Here is an 18,362-nt window from a genome sequence, read left to right as displayed (position 1 = left end):
AAAGCCCTGGTTTTATTACTAAACAATAATTACACATCGGCGCCTTTACGTTCAATAGTCATGTAATGAATAAACGTGATTGTCGGTTAAATGTATATAATTTGCGTTAAGCGATAAGTTTACACCACATTAATGAAAGATTGTGTATAATTGAGATTTATAAGAATATATGTTTACTGTTACAGCTGAAAATAAAAATAAGGGGTCAAAACCAAGAGTAGTGATTGTTGGGGGAGGATTTGGAGGATTAGCCTTAGCGCAGAAGCTAAAAAGCGCCCCTGTTGAAGTATTATTGCTTGATAAACATAATTATCATACTTTTCAGCCTCTACTGTACCAGGTAGCCATAGGGGCTATTGAGGCCGACTCCATTGGTTTTCCTATCCGCAGGATTTTTACCAAACAGGATAATTTCAGCTTTAACCTGGCCGAAGTAAAGAAAGTAAACCCGGAAACTAATTCTGTAACAACAGATATTGGCGAGATCCATTACGATTACCTGGTACTTGCCACCGGATCTAACACGAATTTTTTTGGTAATGAGCAGATAGCGCATTTTGCAATGCCGATGAAAAACATCCCGGAAGCGTTAAATATCCGCAGTCTTATTCTTCAAAACCTGGAAACTGCGTTGGTTACTACTGATATGCGCGAAAAATTCGCGCTGATGACGTTTGTGGTAGTCGGGGGCGGGCCTACCGGTGTTGAGCTTTCGGGTGCCCTGGCAGAGATGCGGCATCTGATTTTGGGCAAGGATTACCATGGTCTCAGCAAATATGACATGCGGGTTTATCTTGTAGAAGGTAAAGACCGGTTGCTTGCTGCCATGTCTCCGCAGGCATCTGAAACTGCAAAGCAGTTTTTAACCAATGCCGACGTAACTATATTTAACAGCGCCCATGTGCAAAGTTATGACGGCTTTTATTTAACAATTGATAACGGAAAAACTATAAAGACCCGTAATGTTTTGTGGGCCGCAGGAGTAAAGGGTGAAGTTCCGGATGGTATTCCTGCCGATGTTATTACGCGGGGTGCCAGGATACAGACTGACGAGATCAACAGGGTTAAAGGTTTTCAAAATATTTTCGCTATTGGCGATGTTTCCGCAATCATAACGCCTGAAACACCTAACGGTTATCCAGGCGTAGCGCCAACTGCAATACAGCAGGGGCAGTGCCTGGCTAAAAACCTGGTTAGTTTAATTAACAATCAGCCCACCACGCCGTTTAAGTATAAAGATAAAGGGTCACTTGCTACCATCGGCCGCAACCAGGCCGTTGCTGATTTGGGCAAGCTGCATTTTCGTGGTTTTTTTGCGTGGCTCCTGTGGGGATTTGTACATCTCTTGTCGCTAGCTGGCTTTGCAAACAAGGGGATAATATTTATCAGCTGGTTTTTAAACTATTTTACTAAAAATAGCGATAACAGGTTGATAGTTAGGGGTTTTAATCCGGTAACCCGAAAGCTGTATGACTCATCAGAATAGAAACTGAAGCAGATAACAAACATTGTTCTGTTAATTGCATTATTAAGGTAATTTATTGCTAATGGGACTGTTTTTAATTATTGCCCTGCTGATAATCGTCAGCGCTTTTTATTCATATATTAACGCCCGCTTTATTAAATTGCCGGGAACCATTGGTATTATCACAATAGCCATTATTGTATCTGTTATCACTATTGTTATTGATAAACTAGACCCGTCGGTAGCACGCTATCTTACATTATTAGCTAAGAATATAAATTTTTCAGGTACTGTTTTAAATATAATGCTGGGGTTCCTGCTTTTTGCGGGTTCATTTAACTCAAATACCAAGCGGCTTAAGCGTGAACTGCGACCAGTATTTGTTTTAAGCACACTTAGTGTAATCCTATCCACCGCTGCCTTTGGCGTACTGTTTTATTATGGTACAATGCTGTTTAATATTCACATGTCTTTTGTTTATTGTCTCTTATTTGGTGCGCTGATCTCGCCTACAGACCCGGTTGCAGTGGGGGCTATAATTAAAAATTCAAAATTGCCTTCAAATATTGCAACCATTATTTCGGGCGAATCATTATTTAATGATGGGGTAGGCCTTGTCCTTTTTATAACTATCCTTGAGGCTATAAACTCAGGAGTTGATAACGTGAGTTTTACGCAAACAGCGCTGTTGTTTTTAAGAGAAGTTCTTGGTGGTGTTGTGCTTGGGGTGATATTAGGTTTTATCGCGTTCAGGTTAATGAAATCTATCAATGATTTTCAAACAATCGTATTGGTTTCATTATCGGTGGTTATGAGTGCTTCAGTTATCGCGTCATACCTGAACTTATCTATTCCCTTGTCGGTGGTTTCGGCAGGATTGTTTATGGGGAACCGCACAATTAATAGCGATGAAAAGGAACGGTCGCACGAAGCACTGGAAAAATTCTGGCAACTTATCGACGAGATGCTGAACACCATTTTATTTGTTATGATAGGTCTTCAAATGGTGAATCTCCCGTATATCACCAATTACTGGCTAACCGGCGGAATAGCTATTGTGCTGATATTGATAGCCCGATGGCTCAGTATTATATTACCGCTCACATTTCTTCGCCGCAGTTTGGATGTTAACTACAAAAGTATCAATATCTTAACCTGGGCCGGGGTAAGAGGAGGGATTTCCATTGCGCTTGCGTTATCATTGCCGTTTAGTCCGTATAGGCATGTTATTTTATGCGGTAGTTATTTTATTGTTATATTTTCAATTGTAGTGCAAGGGTTGACGTTGAACAAACTCATTGATTCATCGTTGAAGGAAAAAGGGACGAATTAAAAATATGCTTTAGTGTTTTTTGTCAAGCGATTTCATATACTCCGCTATTTCCTTTTCGCTGGTATTGCTTGAATCTTCCAGTTGTTCTATAATATTTTCCCGTTCCTTTTCCGTTCTGTTTTGGCTGAGTTTCTTTTTAGCCTGCAAATCGTCCACAATAATTTGAAAGCCCACAATGCCTTTCATCATTTTTAGCTTGTAATCATCAGGCAGGCTCTCATATTGTTTTAAATAGCCAACCTCGTAATTGCTGATGGTGTTTTTTAACAGCTCCGCTTTTTCTGCCTCACCCTCTAATAAAAAACAATTACCGTACGCATGAACCGCTAAGTAGTTCCATGTAGGTACATTCAGATCTTTTTCATAGTTCGCAGTGGAAATGTAGGCATGTGGCTCTGTAAATATCACCAGGGCCCGGTTATTTATGATGTCTGCAGATTGTGGATTTGCCTTTGCAAAATGAGAAAATAAAATTAATTGGCCGTCAATTTCTGTTACAAGGAATGGCAAATGTGTCGCGGAAGGAATCCCATCCTTAACCGTAATAATTGCAGCGAAACTGTACCGCTGCATAAAAATTATGGCTTCCTGATTATTGGAAAATTTGTTGAAAGATGGTATATACACGCTTGTAGTTTTAAAAATAGGTGTAAAGGTTTAGATTACCGAACAGTTAACTCTTGCTTTCAGCCTTGTTAACTCAGTCCTTCCAGCATTCGTTTCAGCACTGCTTGCGCCGCCCAAACCCGGTTAGCCGCCTCATGCACCACTACAGAGCTTGCTCCGTCTAAGATTTCATCAGATAGCTCTAAATTACGCCTCACCGGCAGGCAGTGCATAACTTTTGCGTTATTAGTAATCTTCAGTTTTTCGTTGGTAAGCATCCAATCCTGGTTGCCCGGTAAAATTTTGCCGTAAGGTTCATAAGCCGACCAGTTTTTTACATAAATGAAGTCTGCATCAGCCAAAGCCTCATCCTGGTTATGAGTTATTTTAGCACCGTTTGTAAAATCGCCACAAAGTTCGTATCCGGCCGGATGGGCTATAGTAAAATCAACATCAGCCTTGCACATCCATTCGGCAAATGAATTCGGTACAGCCTGAGGCAGCGGTTTTATATGCGGAGCCCAGGTTAATACCACCCTTGGTTTGCTGCGGGTTTTTAATTCTTCAATAGTAACCAGGTCGGCCAGGCTCTGCAGCGGATGGCGGGTAGCTGATTCAAGACTAACTACAGGCACGCCGCAAAACTCAACAAACTTGTTGAAAATCATCTCGCTATAATCTTCCTCACGGTTTTTTAAACCCGGGAACGAGCGCACCCCAATGATATCAGCATATTGCCCCATAACCGCCGCTGCTTCACGGATATGTTCAACAGTATTCCCGTTCATTATTACATTATCGCGCAATTCCAAAGCCCAACCCTCTTTATCCATATTCAGCACCATTACGTTCATGCCCAGGTTAAGCGCCGCTTTTTGGGTGCTCATACGGGTACGCAGGCTGGGGTTTAAAAAAACAAGCGCCATAGTTTTGTTCTCGCCAAGGCTTTTATGTGCATAAGGGAACTGCTTAAGCTTTAATGCTTCTTTAACAAGAGCATTAACGTCATCAACGTCGTTTACAGAAGAAAATAGTTTCATGGCGGGAAGAAATTGTGCTGTTATTGATTTAATACGGTAGTAAATGCTTCTAAAAATCTGTCGGCATATGCTTTTGTTAAGTTAAGCGCAGGTAGTAACCTTACTACGTTTGGTTTAGCTTCACCGGTAAATATATGGTGCTTAAATAAAAGTTCTTTACGTACGTGCGCAAATTCGGCAGGCAACTCAATTCCTATCATCAACCCGCGGCCCCTAACTTCACTAACCTGTTTGAATTTTTTAAGCTCACTTATCAAATAGCCGCCAACAGTAGCTGCGTTTTGCACCAGGTTATCCTGCTCCATCACCTCCAGCACTGCTAACCCAGCTGCACATGCTAAATGATTGCCACCAAAGGTGGTTCCAAGCATGCCATAAGCGGGTTGAATTTTTGGAGATATAATGATGCCTCCTACTGGAAAGCCATTGCCCATGCCTTTTGCCATGGTATAAATATCAGCGTTAACGCCGGCAAAATCATGTGAAAAAAACTTACCGGTTCGGCCATAACCACATTGTACACTATCCGCAATAAAAACAGCATTGTGGGTATCACATAGCGATCTTATTTTTTGAAGAAAGCTTTCAGGCGCTACCTGGATCCCGCCTACACCCTGAATTCCTTCAATGATAACCGATGAGATCTCATGTTCAGCAAAAGCCTGCGCCAATGCGGCTTCGTCTTTCCAGGGCAGAAAGATGGCATTATCCGTTTCATTAACGGGCGCTATGATTTTTGGGTTATCGGTAACCGCAACGGCCAAAGACGTACGCCCGTGAAAGGCACCCTTAAAAGTAATTACTTTCTTTTTGCCGTTATAAAACGACGCCAGCTTTAATGCATTTTCGTTTGCTTCCGCGCCTGAATTGCATAAAAACAACTGGTAATCTTCTTTTCCCGAAACGTGCCCAAGTTTTTCAGCCAGTTCTTTCTGAATCGGTATTTCTATGGAGTTTGAGTAAAATCCGATCTTATGTAGCTGATCCTCAAGTCGTTTTACATAATGTGGATTAGTGTGCCCAATAGAGATAACGGCATGTCCGCCATAAAGATCAAGGTATTCGGTTCCTTTATCATCATAAACTAAACTGCCTTGTCCTTTAACTATATTAATCGGATTGACAGGATAAACGTCAAATAATTTCATATGCCCTAAACCCCTTAAGGGGCTTTAAAAAGTTAAATAATATTGGTTAAAAGCCTGTTGCTTTCAGCTTTAGTCCGGCTTTTTCATCAAGGCCAAACATCAGGTTCATATTCTGCACTGCCTGGCCGGATGCTCCTTTAAGCAGATTATCTAAAATACTTATAATCAATAGTTTATTTCCATGTTTCTTTACCTGGATAAAACATTTGTTGGTATTCACAATTTGTTTCAGGTCGATATCGCGGCTGGTTACATGCGTAAATGGATGTGCATCATAATATTGATGATACAGCTTTAATGCATCTGCTTCTGACAGGTCTGTATCAAGGTACGTTGACGCAATTATGCCGCGCGTAAAATCGCCGCGATAGGGAATAAAGTTTATTGCCTTACCAAAAGCTGGTTGTAATTGTTTCAACGACTGGCCAATCTCATTTAAATGCTGATGTTCAAATGCCTTGTAAACCGAAAGGTTATCATTGCGCCAGGTAAAATGCGTAGTGGCCGACGGGCTTTGTCCGGCACCGGTTGATCCTGTGGTGGCGGTAATATGTACCTCGCTGTTTAATAACCCCTTTGACGCTAATGGTATCAGCCCTAACTGTAAGCATGTGGCAAAGCAACCCGGGTTAGCAATATTTCCTGCTTGTTTAATAGCTTCCCGGTTTAATTCAGGCAAGCCGTAAATGAAATTTTTTGTTTTCAGTTTTGCATTCGGCAACAGCCTGAAGTCCTGGCTGAGGTCTATTATTTTAATGTGATCAGGAATAGGATTGGCTTCTAAGAACTTCCTGGCGTCTCCGTGCCCTACACATAAAAAGAGCACATCAATATTATAAGCCAGTTCTGCAGCAAATTTCAGATCGGTATCGCCAAACAGATCGGTATGTACGTCGTAAACATGGTTGCCGGCATTGCTGCTGCTGTGTACGAACGATATCTCCACGTTCGGGTGGTTGATCAGGATCCGCAGCATTTCGCCACCAGTATAACCCGCTCCTCCAACTATACCTGCTCTTACTTTTTCCATGAGTTATGAATTAACTTTATGATAGATCATTACCTGGTTGCCAAAAATCTTTGAGAAGCCTTTAACATCTTCACCGCTCCACGAATTGTTCATTTCGCCATAGCTGCCAAATTTATTTGACATTAAATCATGCGCCGACTCGATACCAATAACCTGGAACCGATAAGGGTGCAGTTGCACAAATACCTTGCCTGTCACATTGTGCTGGGTATCTGTTAAAAATGCCTCTATATTGCGCATAATTGGATCATGGAACTGGCCTTCATGCAACCAGTTGCCATAGAACGAAGACAATTGATCTTTCCATGACAGTTGCCATTTGGTAAGTACGTGTTTTTCAAGGGTGTGGTGCGCCTTTATGATGATCATTGGTGCAGCAGCCTCAAAGCCTACGCGGCCTTTGATTCCAATAATGGTATCACCTACATGTATATCCCTGCCTATGCCGTAAGGCTGTGCAATGGCCTGTAGTGCCTGGATAGCTTTTGTTGGGTGATCGTATCTTTCATTATCAATCCCCACCAATTCGCCTTTTTCAAAAATCAACTCCAGGTTTTTTACCCCGGTTGAGGTAACTTGCGTAGGCCATGCTTCCTCCGGTAATCCTAGGTTTGATGTAAGGGTTTCTTTACCACCTACAGAAGTGCCCCAGATGCCTTTATTAATAGAGTATTTGGCCTTTTCAAAGTTCATTTCCACACCATGCTCTTTCAGATACTGGATCTCCGCTTCGCGGCTCAGTTTTAAGTCGCGGATAGGGGTGATGATCTGCACTTCAGGAACAAGGATATTGAAGATCATATCAAAACGGACCTGGTCGTTACCGGCGCCGGTGCTGCCGTGTGCTACAAATTCTGCACCTATTTCTTTGGCATAATTTGCAATAGCCGTTGCCTGGCTAACGCGCTCGGCACTTACTGAAAGGGGATAAGTATTGTTTTTTAAAACATTACCATAGATCAAAAAGCGAACACAGGTATTGTAAAAGTTTTCTGTTTCGTCAACCACATGGTGCGACGTAACGCCCATTTTGTAAGCGCGTTCTTCTACGCTTTTAAGTTCTTCGTCGTTGAAGCCACCGGTATTTACTATTACCGAATGAACCTCATAACCTAAATCCTGAGTTAAGTAAATGCAACAGAATGAGGTATCCAAACCTCCGCTATAAGCCAAAACAACCTTTTTTTTCATTGATTTATGTTTGTGTGCAGACGCAATACTTTACGTCCTGGTAATTTATTCATATTCTGAAACGCAAAGTATTGCGGTTCTAAGTAGTGCTGTACGTAAACTTCTCTATTCGTTTTTTAATCGCATTTTCAATGCGCTCCAGCAAAGTTGCTTTGTGGGTTATCTTCTTCATCTTGTCCTCGTATTCCTTCTGTTTTTCAGCAGGGTCAAACAACATTGCTGTGCACATACAGTTTTTGCGGCCCTTGCTCATCAGAATGTCGTAGTTTACACAGCTTTTACAGCCAGCCCAAAAATCCTCGTCCTGGGTAAGCTCAGAATAAGTGACTGGTTCATAACCCAATTCTGAATTTATCTTCATTACCGCTAGGCCCGTTGTTAAGCCAAAAATCTTTGCATTGGGGTATTTTGTGCGCGACAGATTGAAGATGCTTTCTTTAATTGCCTTTGCCAGGCCTTCTTTCCTAAATTGGGGACTAACAATCAAACCGGAGTTAGCCACAAAATCGCCATGGCTCCAGGTTTCTATGTAGCAGAAACCTGCCCATGTACCATCTTTATGAAAAGCAATAACTGCTTTGCCTTCGAGCATTTTATTAGCAACGTATTCAGGCGAGCGCTGGGCTATGCCTGTACCGCGAGCTTTTGCAGATTCAGCCATCTCATCGCAGATCTGCGGTGCAAAGTCTGCGTGCTGCGCGGTTGCTACCTGTATATCAAAATCTTTAATCATTGAAATAGAAAAATTACCGTTAAATTATTGGCTTATTACAGCATTAATAATTAGATGATCTTTTGCGGAAGAAGTTTAATAACAAACTTCATTGGGTTCAGGAAGGGAAATAAATCAAACCCGGGGCATGTACGGCCTTCGTCGAGAAGGCGAGAATAAAAAAACAGTTGAAACCAAAGCAGCTGAAACCGGAGCAAAGGTGGCTCTGGTTATTGGCTTATTTAAGCTTTGTTGATTCATTTTATTTGTTGTTTTATTGTTTTTTAAATTTTGTGCAAAGTATTGCATTAATTTTTATTTATGCAAGAAAAAAACAATTATTGTTAGTTTAAAAATGTAATGGTGTTTTTAAGCCTGACAATTATAAATGCTGTCCCAGTTTAGCGTTTTAATTTAAAATATACTAAAAGGCATAAAAAAATAAGAGGCAATATTTTTCAGCGCTTTGAAATTATGTCATCTATTATCATTTCTGCATGCACCCTTGAGTTTTCAATGAACCACAAATGGGTATCAAGTCCCCCGCAAACTACGCCTGCAAGGTAAAGCCCAGGCTGGTTAGTTTCCATAGTTTCAAGGTTGTAACTCGGGATAAACTTGTCTTCAGTAAGGTTGATGCCCAGTTTTTTTAGAAAAGCAAAATTGGGTTTATAGCCGGTCATCGCCATAACAAAATCATTCGGAATCGTAACTGATCCATCAGGCGTTTCAATATCCACTTCATTTTCACGGATAGCATTTAAATGGGAGTTAAAATAAGCTCTGATACTGCCTTCTTTAATCCTGTTGATGATGTCCGGACGTACCCAGTACTTCACTCTGTCGCTAACTTCTGCACCCCTTATCACGAGCGTTACTTCCGCACCTTTTCGGTAGGTTTCCAAGGCTACGTCAATAGCGGAGTTGCTTGATCCCACTACAACCACTTTTTGCATAGCATAATAGTGAGGATCTTTATAATAGTGTTTAACTTTTAGCAGGTTTTCGCCGGGGATGTCCAGCTTTACAGGAATGTCATAAAACCCGGTAGAAAGAATGATTTTTTTTGCATGGTAAGTTCCCTTGCTGGTAGTAACGGTAAAATTATCATCCTGCTTTGCAAGTCCGGTAACTTCCTCAAATAAGTTTACAGGCAATTGATTGGACGTTGACACCCTGCGGTAATATTCCAACGCTTCAGAACGGGTAGGTTTGTTATTTACTGTTACAAAGGGAATGCCGCCAATCTCCAGCTTCTCGGAGGTGGAGAAAAACGTCATGGTAGAGGGGTAATTATATAATGAATTAACCAGGCAGCCTTTTTCAATAATTAAAAAGCTTAAACCGGCTTTTTGAGCTTTGAGTCCGCATGCTAATCCGATGGGGCCGCCGCCTATAATGAGAATATCAAGCATTGTAGAGAAGATGTTTTGGCGAAGATAATGATTTTAGAAATGGGCAGCCGGCATTGATGGGCTGATTAATGCTCCAAAAATCAAAAAAAGGCAGGCTGATGACAAATATGGCTTACGTTATTTCTTGAATAACCGCTACTAAAAGATTGGAACCCCGGCTACAACAAACTAATGATTTACCCGTAAACCGAAAAAAAAGGCACAAAAAAGGGTAAGCTACTTTTATCGCGCCGCTCAACTCTCTACCCTTGCTGTGTTCCCACCCTGGGGGAGTTCAAGAGGAGCTGGCCGTAAAAGACTTACCCCGGCGCAAAGATAGGAAAAGGTTTGTTTTTGGTTAATAAATTGTTAAAAAAGGCTAAATTGCTGTGTATTAACAGGTTTTTCTGTTGTAACAGGCGTTTTTACCTTTGATTGGGTGTAATTATAAAAATCCAGGCGACGGTTAAACGGTAATTCCCGGTATATTTTATAGCTTTTATCATGACCGATGGTATCTCTTCTTAGTATGGTTAGTTTATCTATCTTAAATTCTTCGTTCCATTCCTGTTTGCTCAGGTAGGGCCATAGTTTTTTAAATGCCGGCGCAGGGATACTTCGGGCAATCGTGATATGCGGAACAAAGCTGCCGCCACTAAAAAACCTTTTCAGTTGTTTGTACCAAATAGCTGTTAAAGCTGTTTGATCCATCCGCGCATAAATGGTGGGATTGTCCTCGTGATGGAAAAAATCGAAGCCCTTAATATTAACAACAAGCGGAGGAAGGCTTAATAGCTCGCGTTCCAGTTTGGGCATCATTGCGTCTATCCATACCGGCTTTTTACGCGGCCATTGCTGAATGCTGATGTGACCTTTTGAATAATGACTGTCATATTCGCCAATAATGGCGGCGCTGTCGTCTTTATATCTTTTTATCTTTTTTTTGATGCTATCCGGAGGAGATAACACTATTAAATAATCCTGGTAACCTGTCATAACCGTTTGATTTACAAAACAAATATTACTAATATTTTTAGCAATTGCAAATTGTTTTGTAAAATTATTTCACAGATTTTAGATTTTAATATAGGGGGGACTGGCATTAATAATCATGCCTGCAGAAGCGAATTACATCTGGAAATTAAAACGGGCAATTCGTTAAAAAAATATTATTGAGTTAACGTGCAGAAAGTTAGTATTTGTTAGTGGTGTGTGCTTAAAATCTGGTCTTTAAGCCGGTAGTACTGATATGAAACGGTAATTAAAAAATGATAAAGTTCCGTGTCATGCTCTATATGACTATCTAAATAATTATTTAATAAAGTCAGGTTTTGCTCAATAGACGGAAGGTATTTGGAGAGGTTTTTATCTAAATACTGGTCTGCTACAATAGGCGCCATGTCCGAAACAATTTGTTCGATTCTTTCTTTGTCGATCTGCATATTTAATTAGGGTGGTTTAAATATAACATTAATCTTATTAAAAATATTGTGACACTTTTGTAATTAATTTAAAAAGATTGACAGCATGAAGATGAATTTCATTAAATTTTCAAATTTTTTACTCTTTCTTTTTTAATTTAATTTACAGCTTTTTTAATGTAATTGCCAATTAATAATGTTAATTACGGGTAAGACGAAGTGCTGGATTTAGTTATTAACTTTTTTTTAACATTTTTCAACGTTATTGATTTCTTTCGTAATTGGAAGCCCGAAGTAGCTTCTTCGTAATAATACGGCCCTCACTTAAAACGCGGATAGCTTATTACCAAAGCTTAACTCACGGTAAACTCTCCATTCGTCATGTTCTGTAAACGTATCTTTGTGTAAAATAGTGAGGCTGTTCACGGTAAACGGGTATTTAAACTTCCGGTTATGAAAATTGGGCCAAAGCTTATTAAACGTGGTTGCCGGGATATTTTTAACGATGGTAACGTTCGGGGTAAAATCCTTTAGTTTTATACCCATTTGCATGGCTAACAATTTAAACCAATTTTCATTTCGTTGCGTTGGTTCAATTTGTGCGTATATGGTTTTGGCAGCGCTGCCGTGGCTAAAATAACCAAAGCCGTTCAAGTAGAGTTCAGCGGGTGGCAGGCTACTAATTCTTTGCTCCATGCGCGCTATTGCAGGCTGTGCCAAAAATGGCTTGCACCGTACCTGATGGGTTATGGTGATATAAGCCGGTGTGTGCATCGCCTCGAAATGACCTATTGCATTTACCGACGCCTGCTTATACCTGCTGATTTCCTTAACCAGTTCGGATGGCAAGCAAATAATCATCAAATAATCAACATAGGTCGTCATATAAAACAATGAAATTTAGGACGCTAAAATGCTAATAATTTTAGTAATTTCAATTAATTTTCTACTTTTGTTATATGATTGCGAAACGCACCGTAATGCACATTGATCTTGATTCTTTCTTTGTCTCTGTTGAGCGAAAGTTTGATCCTTCGCTTATTGGCAAAGCGGTAATTATAGGAGGATCGGCGGATAGGGGTGTAGTGGCCAGCTGCAGCTACGAGGCGCGTATGTTTGGAGTACACTCAGCAATGCCTACGCGGCAGGCGCTTAAGCTATGCCCGCATGCAATTGTGTTAAGGGGCTCGCACGGTCGTTATGGTGAGGCCAGCAGGGAGGTTACTGAGATTATCCACAACGCAGTGCCGCTGTATATGAAAACATCAATTGATGAGTTTTACATTGATTATACAGGTATGGACAGGTTTCATAACTGCTATAAGCATGCCGGTGAGCTTCGGCAAAAGATAATGCGCGAAACCGGCCTGCCCATCTCGTTTGGGATGTCGTCAGGGAAAACGGTTTCAAAAATGGCCACTAACCAGGCTAAGCCTAACGGGCAGTTATATATCCCTCACGGAAAGGAGAAAGATTTTCTGGCACCGCTTGCAATTGGTAAAATTCCCGGGCTTGGCGAGAGTACCGCCAGTAAGCTGCACCAATATGGGATTGAAAGGATAGGACAGCTTCAAAAAACAGATGTACGTTTTTTAGAATCTGTTTTTGGCCGGATGGGCAAATATATTTGGGAAAAGGCCAATGGCATTGACGACAGCGAAATTGTGCCCCACAGCGATCGCAAGTCGATCTCAACCGAACATACTTTTAATACAAACATTAGCGATTTACAAGCTATTGAAACCATATTGGTATCAATGACGGAGGAGTTGGCATCAAAGCTGAGGAAGGAAAACAAGGTAGCATCATGCCTTTCCATTAAAGTTCGTTATGCTAATTTTGAAACGCATACGCAGCAGGAAAAGATCTCTTTAACGGCTGCCGAGCATATCCTGATCCCCGGCGTTAAAAACCTGTTGAGAAAGGCCTGGAACCAGCACCGCCCGATTAGGTTGATAGGGGTTAGGCTTAGTAATCTTTGCAGGGGAAGCTACCAGATAAACCTGTTTGACGATAATGAAGAGCGGATAAAGCTTTACCAGGCCCTCGATAAGATCAATTTTAAATTTGGCGAGAAAACTGTTTGCCGGGCTGCGGGGATGGAGATTGGGACAAGAAACTTTAATCCTTTTATGCGGGGATGATAGCATAAAGGACGAAATCAGCAAGTTTATATGCCGGTGATAAGTAGCTAAAAAACTAAATCGTTATTTAATGGTTAGTTTTACGAACCCCAAATTTTATAGCGATATGAAAAAACCATCCGGCTTATTTTGTTTTTGCTTAATGCTAATGATGTCGTTTTTAGCTTCGGCGCAAACCATTAAAGGGAATTATGCTATTAAAAATGTGCAAACAGGTATGCTTTTACGTGTAAAGGATGCGCATGCTGAAAATGGCACTCCGCTGGTTTCTTATTACCCTGAAAACTGGAAATGCATGACCTGGAACTTTAAGCATATTACCGGCAATACCTATCAATTGCAAAACCTGCTTACCAATAAGACTTTTCAACCCGTTGGCGAGCCTGGAAGTGGGGTTAACTTAGAGGAGCAGCCGCTTAATCCAAACGGAGGAGGACAACAATATGAATTTGAGCCGGTTGATACCAATACTTTTATGATAAAATTAAAAGGGACCGATCTGTTTCTCACCGCCGACAAAAAGGGCAGCGTAAATTCGCGGGTAGTATTGACTAAGAAAGGCAATAGTAAAGAGCAGTATTGGACTATTTATGAGCAAGTACCTACCATGTAAGATTAGCGTGTTTGCATTTTAATTTATCGCCCACTAATTAAAAGGTGGCTGACTATATGCTGAAACCGTCGTCTCTCAGAAAAGTAAATTTAAAGGGTTGTTTTATAACACCCGCTTCATCAATAAATCCGTTTGCAAATCATCACCTAAAGTAAACTCATGGCTGCTAAATACTTCAAACCCGTTGTGGCTGTAAAAACCTATTGCGTTGGTATTATGTTCCCAAACGCCCAGCCAAATATATTTAAGCTGCCTTTGAAATGCTACATTAACAGCAAAGTTTAGTAGGTTCTTACCTATGTTTTTTTTGTGGTGGTTCCGGGATACATAGATTCGTTCTATTTCCATTGCATTTGCATCATGGAATTCGGTTTGAGTATTGTTAAAGTTTAGCTTCAAATAACCCACAATTTCGTCAGCGAGCATGGCGAAATAAAATTCAGAGTTGGACTCAATTAACTCAGACAGTATTTTTTGTGAAGTAAATGCTACCGCAGCATATGCTTCCATATTGGCAGCATCGTTTAACGGGCCAAAAAAATCAAAGAAAGTTGTTTTACTGAAATCCAGCAGCGCTGCTGCATCGGTCATTTCAGCTTTAATGATTTGAAAATGTGTCAATTTGATGATTTGAAAATTTGATAATTTAAACGACGAATGTTGACCAGCGAATTTAAAATCTTCAAATCAACAAATCTTAAAATTAATTAATCAAACTGTTCCTGAAGCCTGATCAGCCTGTCAATCATAAGATTTAGTTTCTCTTCCTCGTTTTTAAACATCCGTGGCTTCAGGTAAAATGTGATAAATAAAAACCAGATAATGATGGATCCGTAGGTTACCAGTTTAAAATAGGCGGGCGCATCTTCGAGCACTTCAATAAAATATAAAGTGAGGCCCACGCTGATCATCAGCATAAATACGTAGTAAAACCAGCCTATTACTTTGCTGCGGTTTTTTTGGTATGCTTTAAGGGTATTGAGATATTCTGTTGGGTTTTGGGTAAGATCATGTTTGTTGAGGATATGGTAATGACGTACAATAAGCGATAAGTACATCAGCATAGTAACTAAAATGATCAATATGCCTGCGATAGTGGCCGGCGAGCGGAAGGCAAAAAAGAACGTAATAATAAAGGCACAAACAATCAATGCAATCATTGCGACAATACCCCAGTATAATTTGCTGGTGATGCCCCTGATTCCCTTCTTTACTTGCTTAAGCGCCTCGTCCACCGAAAGCTTGTCTGGTTTTGGCTGTCCCTGCCAAACCGACATTAAGTGCTCAAACTCTTTCATAGTGGTTATACAATTCTGTTAGTTTCTGTTTAATTCGATATATTTTCACCCTCAGATTTCCTTCCGAAATTCCGGACACCTCTGCAATTTCCGGATATGGCACCTCATCAAGCACCAGTGTAATTATAATTCTCTCTGACTCTTCCAATTTCGATATACACTTATAAAGCAGGGATACCTGCTCGTTCTTTTCAGATAATTCTTCTTTTTTTGTTTCAGCAATTAAAGGTGTAAGTTCGTCTTTTGCCTGTCGTTTTTCTGAGCGCAGGTAGGTAAGACAGGTATTAACAGCAATACGATAGATCCAGGTAGAGATCATTGCCTGGTTACGGAATTTATCAAGGTTTTGCCAAACTTTTAAAAATGTTTCCTGCAAAAGGTCGCTCGCAGCATCATCATCACCGGTATAACCATAACACAAATGGTAGATCTTTTTTGAATTGGCTTCGTAAATTTTCTTAAAAGCTGCCTCTTTTTCTGCCACTATCAGTTAATTTTATTGGTTAGATTTTAAAACCCCAAATATGTTACAACAAATGGTCATTCTTGTAAAACCATGTGAATTTATTTTCAGCTTCGTCAATTAACCGGTTATACTCCTGGCTGTAGTCAAACTGGAGGTCCTCATGCAATTTCTTAATATTGGTGTTTGTCTTTTGTATTTGCCTAACCAATATCATTCTCAGCGGTTTGTATGAAGTGTTACGATTAATATATTGCAGATAATTAAAACAGAAATTTAAAAGTAATTCTATTTCTGCCGGTTTTGAGGCAATAAACTTTACATATTTACTAATGAGCCTTAATACCTTGCGAACACTTTTTGATGCCAGGTAACTGTGCGAAGGCAACTGGCTCATCATAAAACCAACTTCGGCTTTTACCTTTTCAACAAAAGCATGCTCATCATTCGCTTCAAAAAGCAGGTAAGCCAGCAGTTCTTTATTCTCCTTCTTATACCGCACCAGCCGCAGGCAAAGCTCGGCTAATTGCTCGTGCGGCAAATGCTGGACTTCCTTTTTTATATCCTGTAAACCATAGGCAGGTATGCTCATATTTGAACTAATAAGGGTGCAATTTACTAAATTATGGACTTATGTTTAACGTATCCTTGCGGCATCATTAATAAAAACAATACCGATATAATTGTTTACAATACAATTAATATCTTGTTATAGTTAATACATTTCTATATAATTGTGTACCAATTATTCACTGCGTTCCGGATTTTAAACCAATAAACATAAATTATGTTAGCAGATTCCATAAATATTAACGGCAAGGCCAAAATTAACAACACTTACGATGCTATTGTTATCGGATCGGGCATTAGCGGCGGATGGGCAGCTAAAGAGCTTACCGGCAGGGGCCTGAAAACTATTATGCTTGAGCGCGGTCGTAATTTTGAGCACCTGAAAGATTACAAATCAGCAGCTAAAGATCCGTGGGAATTTGATCACCGTGGAAATGTTACGCAGGAGCAGCGCCAGGTTAGGCCGGTAATTTCGCGCGGCTGGGGGGCTGTTGAACCTATTATGGATTATTGGGTAAATGAACAGGATGCTCCCTACACAGAAATAAAGCCTTTTAACTGGTGGCGTTCCTACCAGATGGGCGGGCGTTCCATTTTATGGGGAAGGCAAAGCTACCGCTGGAGCGACTTTGATTTTGAGGCCAATGCCAAAGACGGATGGGCAATTGACTGGCCTATCAGGTACAAGGACCTGGCACCCTGGTATGACCACGTAGAGAAATTTGCGGGCGTAAATGGTTCAAAGGAAGGTTTACCTCAATTGCCGGATGGTCACTTTTTGAAGCCCATGGATTTGAATATTGTGGAGAAAGATGTGGCTGAACGCTTGAAAAAACACTATAAAAATACTCGGCACATGATTATTGGCCGCAGCGCCAACCTCACCGAGGCGATCCCCGATAGAAACGCCTGCCACTTCAGGAACCGTTGCTGGGAGGGGTGCCCTTTTGGTGGGTACTTTAGCACCCAGTCATCTACTTTGCCTGCGGCTGTTGCTACAGGTAATTTAACGGTACGTCCATTTTCAATTGTAACCAAAATTATTTACGATAAAAACACGCAGAAAGCTACCGGCGTTGAAATATTGGATGCTGAGACACACCAAACTTACGAGTATCACGCAAAAATCGTATTTGTAAATGCTTCTGCCTTAAACAGTGCCTGGGTGTTGATGAACTCTGCAACTGATATTTGGCCGGGTGGCTTAGGAAGCAGCAGCGGAGAACTTGGCCATAATATTATGGATCATCATTACAACCTGGGTGCATCTGGCACGGTAGAGGGGTATGAGGATAAGTATTATTTCGGCAGAAGGCCCAACGGTATTTATGTGGTAAGATTTGCTAATTTATTTGACGATAAACGTGATTATTTGCGTGGATTTGGCTATCAGGGTGCCGCGAGCCGCGAAGGCTGGAGCCGGAACGTTGCCGAATTGAATGTTGGCGCTGCATTTAAGGATGCTATAACCGAGCCGGGCCAATGGACTATCGGGATTGGCGGCTTTGGGGAGTTACTTCCTTATCATGAAAATAAAATAACGCTCGACCCCAACCGGAAAGACAAATGGGGGCTGCCTGTTTTGGCGATGGATGCCGAAATAAAAGACAACGAGAAAAAGATGCGGGTTGATATTGTAAAAGAAGCACGTGAAATGCTGGAAAATGCCGGCGTCAAAAACATAACCTCATGGGATAGGGGGCATAATGTGGGCGATGGAATCCATGAAATGGGTACCGCCCGGATGGGACGCGATCCTAAAACTTCGGTTTTGAATGGCAATAACCAGGTTTGGGATGCGAAAAACGTTTTTGTAACAGACGGCGCCGCCATGGTTTCATCGGCATGTCAAAACCCTTCATTAACCTATATGGCATTAACTGCGCGCGCCGCAAATTTTGCCGCTGATGAATTAAAGAAAGGAAATATTTAGA

The 18,362-nt window shown here is 40.9% G+C and carries 19 protein-coding genes and 1 other RNA gene; 5 read left to right on the top strand and 15 right to left on the bottom strand.

The features are described 5' to 3' along the window. Window positions 1–169: 169 nt before the first annotated feature. Together MuYL_RS14250 and MuYL_RS14245 are read left to right on the top strand one after the other, a co-directional pair. Window positions 170–1,486 (top strand): NAD(P)/FAD-dependent oxidoreductase, encoded by a 1,317-nt coding sequence (locus tag MuYL_RS14250; protein ID WP_094571212.1) that lies wholly within the window; start codon window positions 170–172, stop codon window positions 1,484–1,486. Between the two features lie 61 nt (window positions 1,487–1,547). Continuing rightward, a complete protein-coding gene (locus MuYL_RS14245) occupies window positions 1,548–2,798 on the top strand; it encodes a cation:proton antiporter (RefSeq protein ID WP_094571211.1) in 1,251 nt (416 codons plus the stop codon). A 9-nt stretch (window positions 2,799–2,807) separates the two neighbouring features. On the opposite strand, the gene MuYL_RS14240 is transcribed toward MuYL_RS14245, so the two are convergent. The 11 genes from MuYL_RS14240 to MuYL_RS14190 form a co-directional block, all read right to left on the bottom strand. Then, window positions 2,808–3,425, bottom strand: coding sequence for an FMN-binding negative transcriptional regulator (locus MuYL_RS14240; RefSeq protein ID WP_094571210.1), 618 nt, complete (start codon window positions 3,423–3,425; stop codon window positions 2,808–2,810). Window positions 3,426–3,493: 68 nt separating this feature from the next. Next, a complete protein-coding gene (locus tag MuYL_RS14235; RefSeq protein ID WP_094571209.1) occupies window positions 3,494–4,444 on the bottom strand; it encodes a Rossmann-fold NAD(P)-binding domain-containing protein in 951 nt (316 codons plus the stop codon). 20 nt (window positions 4,445–4,464) lie between these two features. Further along, window positions 4,465–5,592, bottom strand: a complete 1,128-nt coding sequence (locus MuYL_RS14230; RefSeq protein WP_094571208.1) for an aspartate aminotransferase family protein — start codon at window positions 5,590–5,592, stop codon at window positions 4,465–4,467. A 46-nt stretch (window positions 5,593–5,638) separates the two neighbouring features. After that, on the bottom strand, window positions 5,639–6,622 hold the full coding sequence (gene argC / locus MuYL_RS14225) for an N-acetyl-gamma-glutamyl-phosphate reductase (protein ID WP_094571207.1): 984 nt from the start codon (window positions 6,620–6,622) through the stop codon (window positions 5,639–5,641). Window positions 6,623–6,625: 3 nt separating this feature from the next. After that, on the bottom strand, window positions 6,626–7,813 hold the full coding sequence (gene argG / locus MuYL_RS14220) for an argininosuccinate synthase (RefSeq protein ID WP_094571206.1): 1,188 nt from the start codon (window positions 7,811–7,813) through the stop codon (window positions 6,626–6,628). 79 nt (window positions 7,814–7,892) lie between these two features. Continuing rightward, window positions 7,893–8,546, bottom strand: coding sequence for an N-acetyltransferase (locus MuYL_RS14215; protein ID WP_094571205.1), 654 nt, complete (start codon window positions 8,544–8,546; stop codon window positions 7,893–7,895). Window positions 8,547–8,983: 437 nt separating this feature from the next. Continuing rightward, window positions 8,984–9,940, bottom strand: a complete 957-nt coding sequence (locus tag MuYL_RS14210) for a YpdA family putative bacillithiol disulfide reductase (RefSeq protein ID WP_094571204.1) — start codon at window positions 9,938–9,940, stop codon at window positions 8,984–8,986. A gap of 206 nt (window positions 9,941–10,146) precedes the next feature. Then, window positions 10,147–10,245, bottom strand: an RNA gene (gene ffs / locus MuYL_RS14205) — signal recognition particle sRNA small type. A 43-nt stretch (window positions 10,246–10,288) separates the two neighbouring features. After that, window positions 10,289–10,915: a 2'-5' RNA ligase family protein gene (locus MuYL_RS14200; protein WP_094571203.1), complete on the bottom strand. Its 627-nt coding sequence runs from the start codon at window positions 10,913–10,915 to the stop codon at window positions 10,289–10,291. 206 nt (window positions 10,916–11,121) lie between these two features. Further along, entirely contained in the window at window positions 11,122–11,361 is a 240-nt protein-coding gene (locus MuYL_RS14195) for a hypothetical protein (protein ID WP_094571202.1), read from the bottom strand. Window positions 11,362–11,664: 303 nt separating this feature from the next. Further along, on the bottom strand, window positions 11,665–12,225 hold the full coding sequence (locus MuYL_RS14190; protein WP_094571201.1) for a 2'-5' RNA ligase family protein: 561 nt from the start codon (window positions 12,223–12,225) through the stop codon (window positions 11,665–11,667). A gap of 74 nt (window positions 12,226–12,299) precedes the next feature. On the opposite strand from MuYL_RS14190, the gene dinB reads away from it, so the two are divergent. Both dinB and MuYL_RS14180 read left to right on the top strand, forming a co-directional pair. Then, window positions 12,300–13,484 carry a DNA polymerase IV gene (gene dinB / locus MuYL_RS14185; protein ID WP_094571200.1) on the top strand — a complete coding sequence of 395 codons (1,185 nt, stop codon included), beginning with the start codon at window positions 12,300–12,302 and terminating at the stop codon, window positions 13,482–13,484. Window positions 13,485–13,590: 106 nt separating this feature from the next. Next, window positions 13,591–14,097, top strand: a complete 507-nt coding sequence (locus MuYL_RS14180; RefSeq protein WP_094571199.1) for an RICIN domain-containing protein — start codon at window positions 13,591–13,593, stop codon at window positions 14,095–14,097. Window positions 14,098–14,199: 102 nt separating this feature from the next. Here the strand turns inward: MuYL_RS14180 and MuYL_RS14175 are convergent, their stop codons facing one another. From MuYL_RS14175 to MuYL_RS14160, 4 genes are all read right to left on the bottom strand, one after another. Continuing rightward, complete coding sequence (locus MuYL_RS14175; protein WP_211710152.1) at window positions 14,200–14,688, bottom strand: GNAT family N-acetyltransferase; 489 nt, start codon at window positions 14,686–14,688, stop codon at window positions 14,200–14,202. Between the two features lie 116 nt (window positions 14,689–14,804). Then, window positions 14,805–15,395 carry a hypothetical protein gene (locus tag MuYL_RS14170; protein WP_094571198.1) on the bottom strand — a complete coding sequence of 197 codons (591 nt, stop codon included), beginning with the start codon at window positions 15,393–15,395 and terminating at the stop codon, window positions 14,805–14,807. Further along, window positions 15,382–15,879, bottom strand: coding sequence for an RNA polymerase sigma factor (locus MuYL_RS14165; RefSeq protein ID WP_094571197.1), 498 nt, complete (start codon window positions 15,877–15,879; stop codon window positions 15,382–15,384). Before MuYL_RS14165 ends, MuYL_RS14170 begins: the two co-directional genes overlap by 14 nt. 43 nt (window positions 15,880–15,922) lie before the next feature. Beyond that, a complete protein-coding gene (locus MuYL_RS14160) occupies window positions 15,923–16,450 on the bottom strand; it encodes a hypothetical protein (RefSeq protein ID WP_211710150.1) in 528 nt (175 codons plus the stop codon). A gap of 195 nt (window positions 16,451–16,645) precedes the next feature. Here MuYL_RS14160 and MuYL_RS14155 point away from each other — a divergent pair, with 195 nt between their 5' ends. Then, a complete protein-coding gene (locus MuYL_RS14155; protein WP_094571196.1) occupies window positions 16,646–18,361 on the top strand; it encodes a GMC oxidoreductase in 1,716 nt (571 codons plus the stop codon). Window position 18,362: the final 1 nt, after the last annotated feature.

The sequence above is a fragment of the Mucilaginibacter xinganensis genome (assembly GCF_002257585.1).
Lineage (GTDB): Bacteria > Bacteroidota > Bacteroidia > Sphingobacteriales > Sphingobacteriaceae > Mucilaginibacter > Mucilaginibacter xinganensis.
This window is presented reverse-complemented; position numbering and strand designations above follow the sequence as displayed.

What these genes read in the sequence shown, in the direction of transcription:
- MuYL_RS14250 (WP_094571212.1), top strand. Translation starts at nt 170, where the DNA reads ATGTTTACTGTTACAGCTGAAAATAAAAATAAGGGGTCAAAACCAAGA.
- MuYL_RS14245 (WP_094571211.1), top strand. Translation starts at nt 1,548, where the DNA reads ATGGGACTGTTTTTAATTATTGCCCTGCTGATAATCGTCAGCGCTTTT.
- MuYL_RS14235 (WP_094571209.1), bottom strand. Translation starts at nt 4,444, where the DNA reads ATGAAACTATTTTCTTCTGTAAACGACGTTGATGACGTTAATGCTCTT.
- MuYL_RS14230 (WP_094571208.1), bottom strand. Translation starts at nt 5,592, where the DNA reads ATGAAATTATTTGACGTTTATCCTGTCAATCCGATTAATATAGTTAAA.
- argC (WP_094571207.1), bottom strand. Translation starts at nt 6,622, where the DNA reads ATGGAAAAAGTAAGAGCAGGTATAGTTGGAGGAGCGGGTTATACTGGT.
- argG (WP_094571206.1), bottom strand. Translation starts at nt 7,813, where the DNA reads ATGAAAAAAAAGGTTGTTTTGGCTTATAGCGGAGGTTTGGATACCTCA.
- MuYL_RS14215 (WP_094571205.1), bottom strand. Translation starts at nt 8,546, where the DNA reads ATGATTAAAGATTTTGATATACAGGTAGCAACCGCGCAGCACGCAGAC.
- MuYL_RS14210 (WP_094571204.1), bottom strand. Translation starts at nt 9,940, where the DNA reads ATGCTTGATATTCTCATTATAGGCGGCGGCCCCATCGGATTAGCATGC.
- MuYL_RS14200 (WP_094571203.1), bottom strand. Translation starts at nt 10,915, where the DNA reads ATGACAGGTTACCAGGATTATTTAATAGTGTTATCTCCTCCGGATAGC.
- MuYL_RS14195 (WP_094571202.1), bottom strand. Translation starts at nt 11,361, where the DNA reads ATGCAGATCGACAAAGAAAGAATCGAACAAATTGTTTCGGACATGGCG.
- MuYL_RS14190 (WP_094571201.1), bottom strand. Translation starts at nt 12,225, where the DNA reads ATGACGACCTATGTTGATTATTTGATGATTATTTGCTTGCCATCCGAA.
- dinB (WP_094571200.1), top strand. Translation starts at nt 12,300, where the DNA reads ATGATTGCGAAACGCACCGTAATGCACATTGATCTTGATTCTTTCTTT.
- MuYL_RS14180 (WP_094571199.1), top strand. Translation starts at nt 13,591, where the DNA reads ATGAAAAAACCATCCGGCTTATTTTGTTTTTGCTTAATGCTAATGATG.
- MuYL_RS14175 (WP_211710152.1), bottom strand. Translation starts at nt 14,688, where the DNA reads ATGACCGATGCAGCAGCGCTGCTGGATTTCAGTAAAACAACTTTCTTT.
- MuYL_RS14170 (WP_094571198.1), bottom strand. Translation starts at nt 15,395, where the DNA reads ATGAAAGAGTTTGAGCACTTAATGTCGGTTTGGCAGGGACAGCCAAAA.
- MuYL_RS14160 (WP_211710150.1), bottom strand. Translation starts at nt 16,450, where the DNA reads ATGAGCATACCTGCCTATGGTTTACAGGATATAAAAAAGGAAGTCCAG.
- MuYL_RS14155 (WP_094571196.1), top strand. Translation starts at nt 16,646, where the DNA reads ATGTTAGCAGATTCCATAAATATTAACGGCAAGGCCAAAATTAACAAC.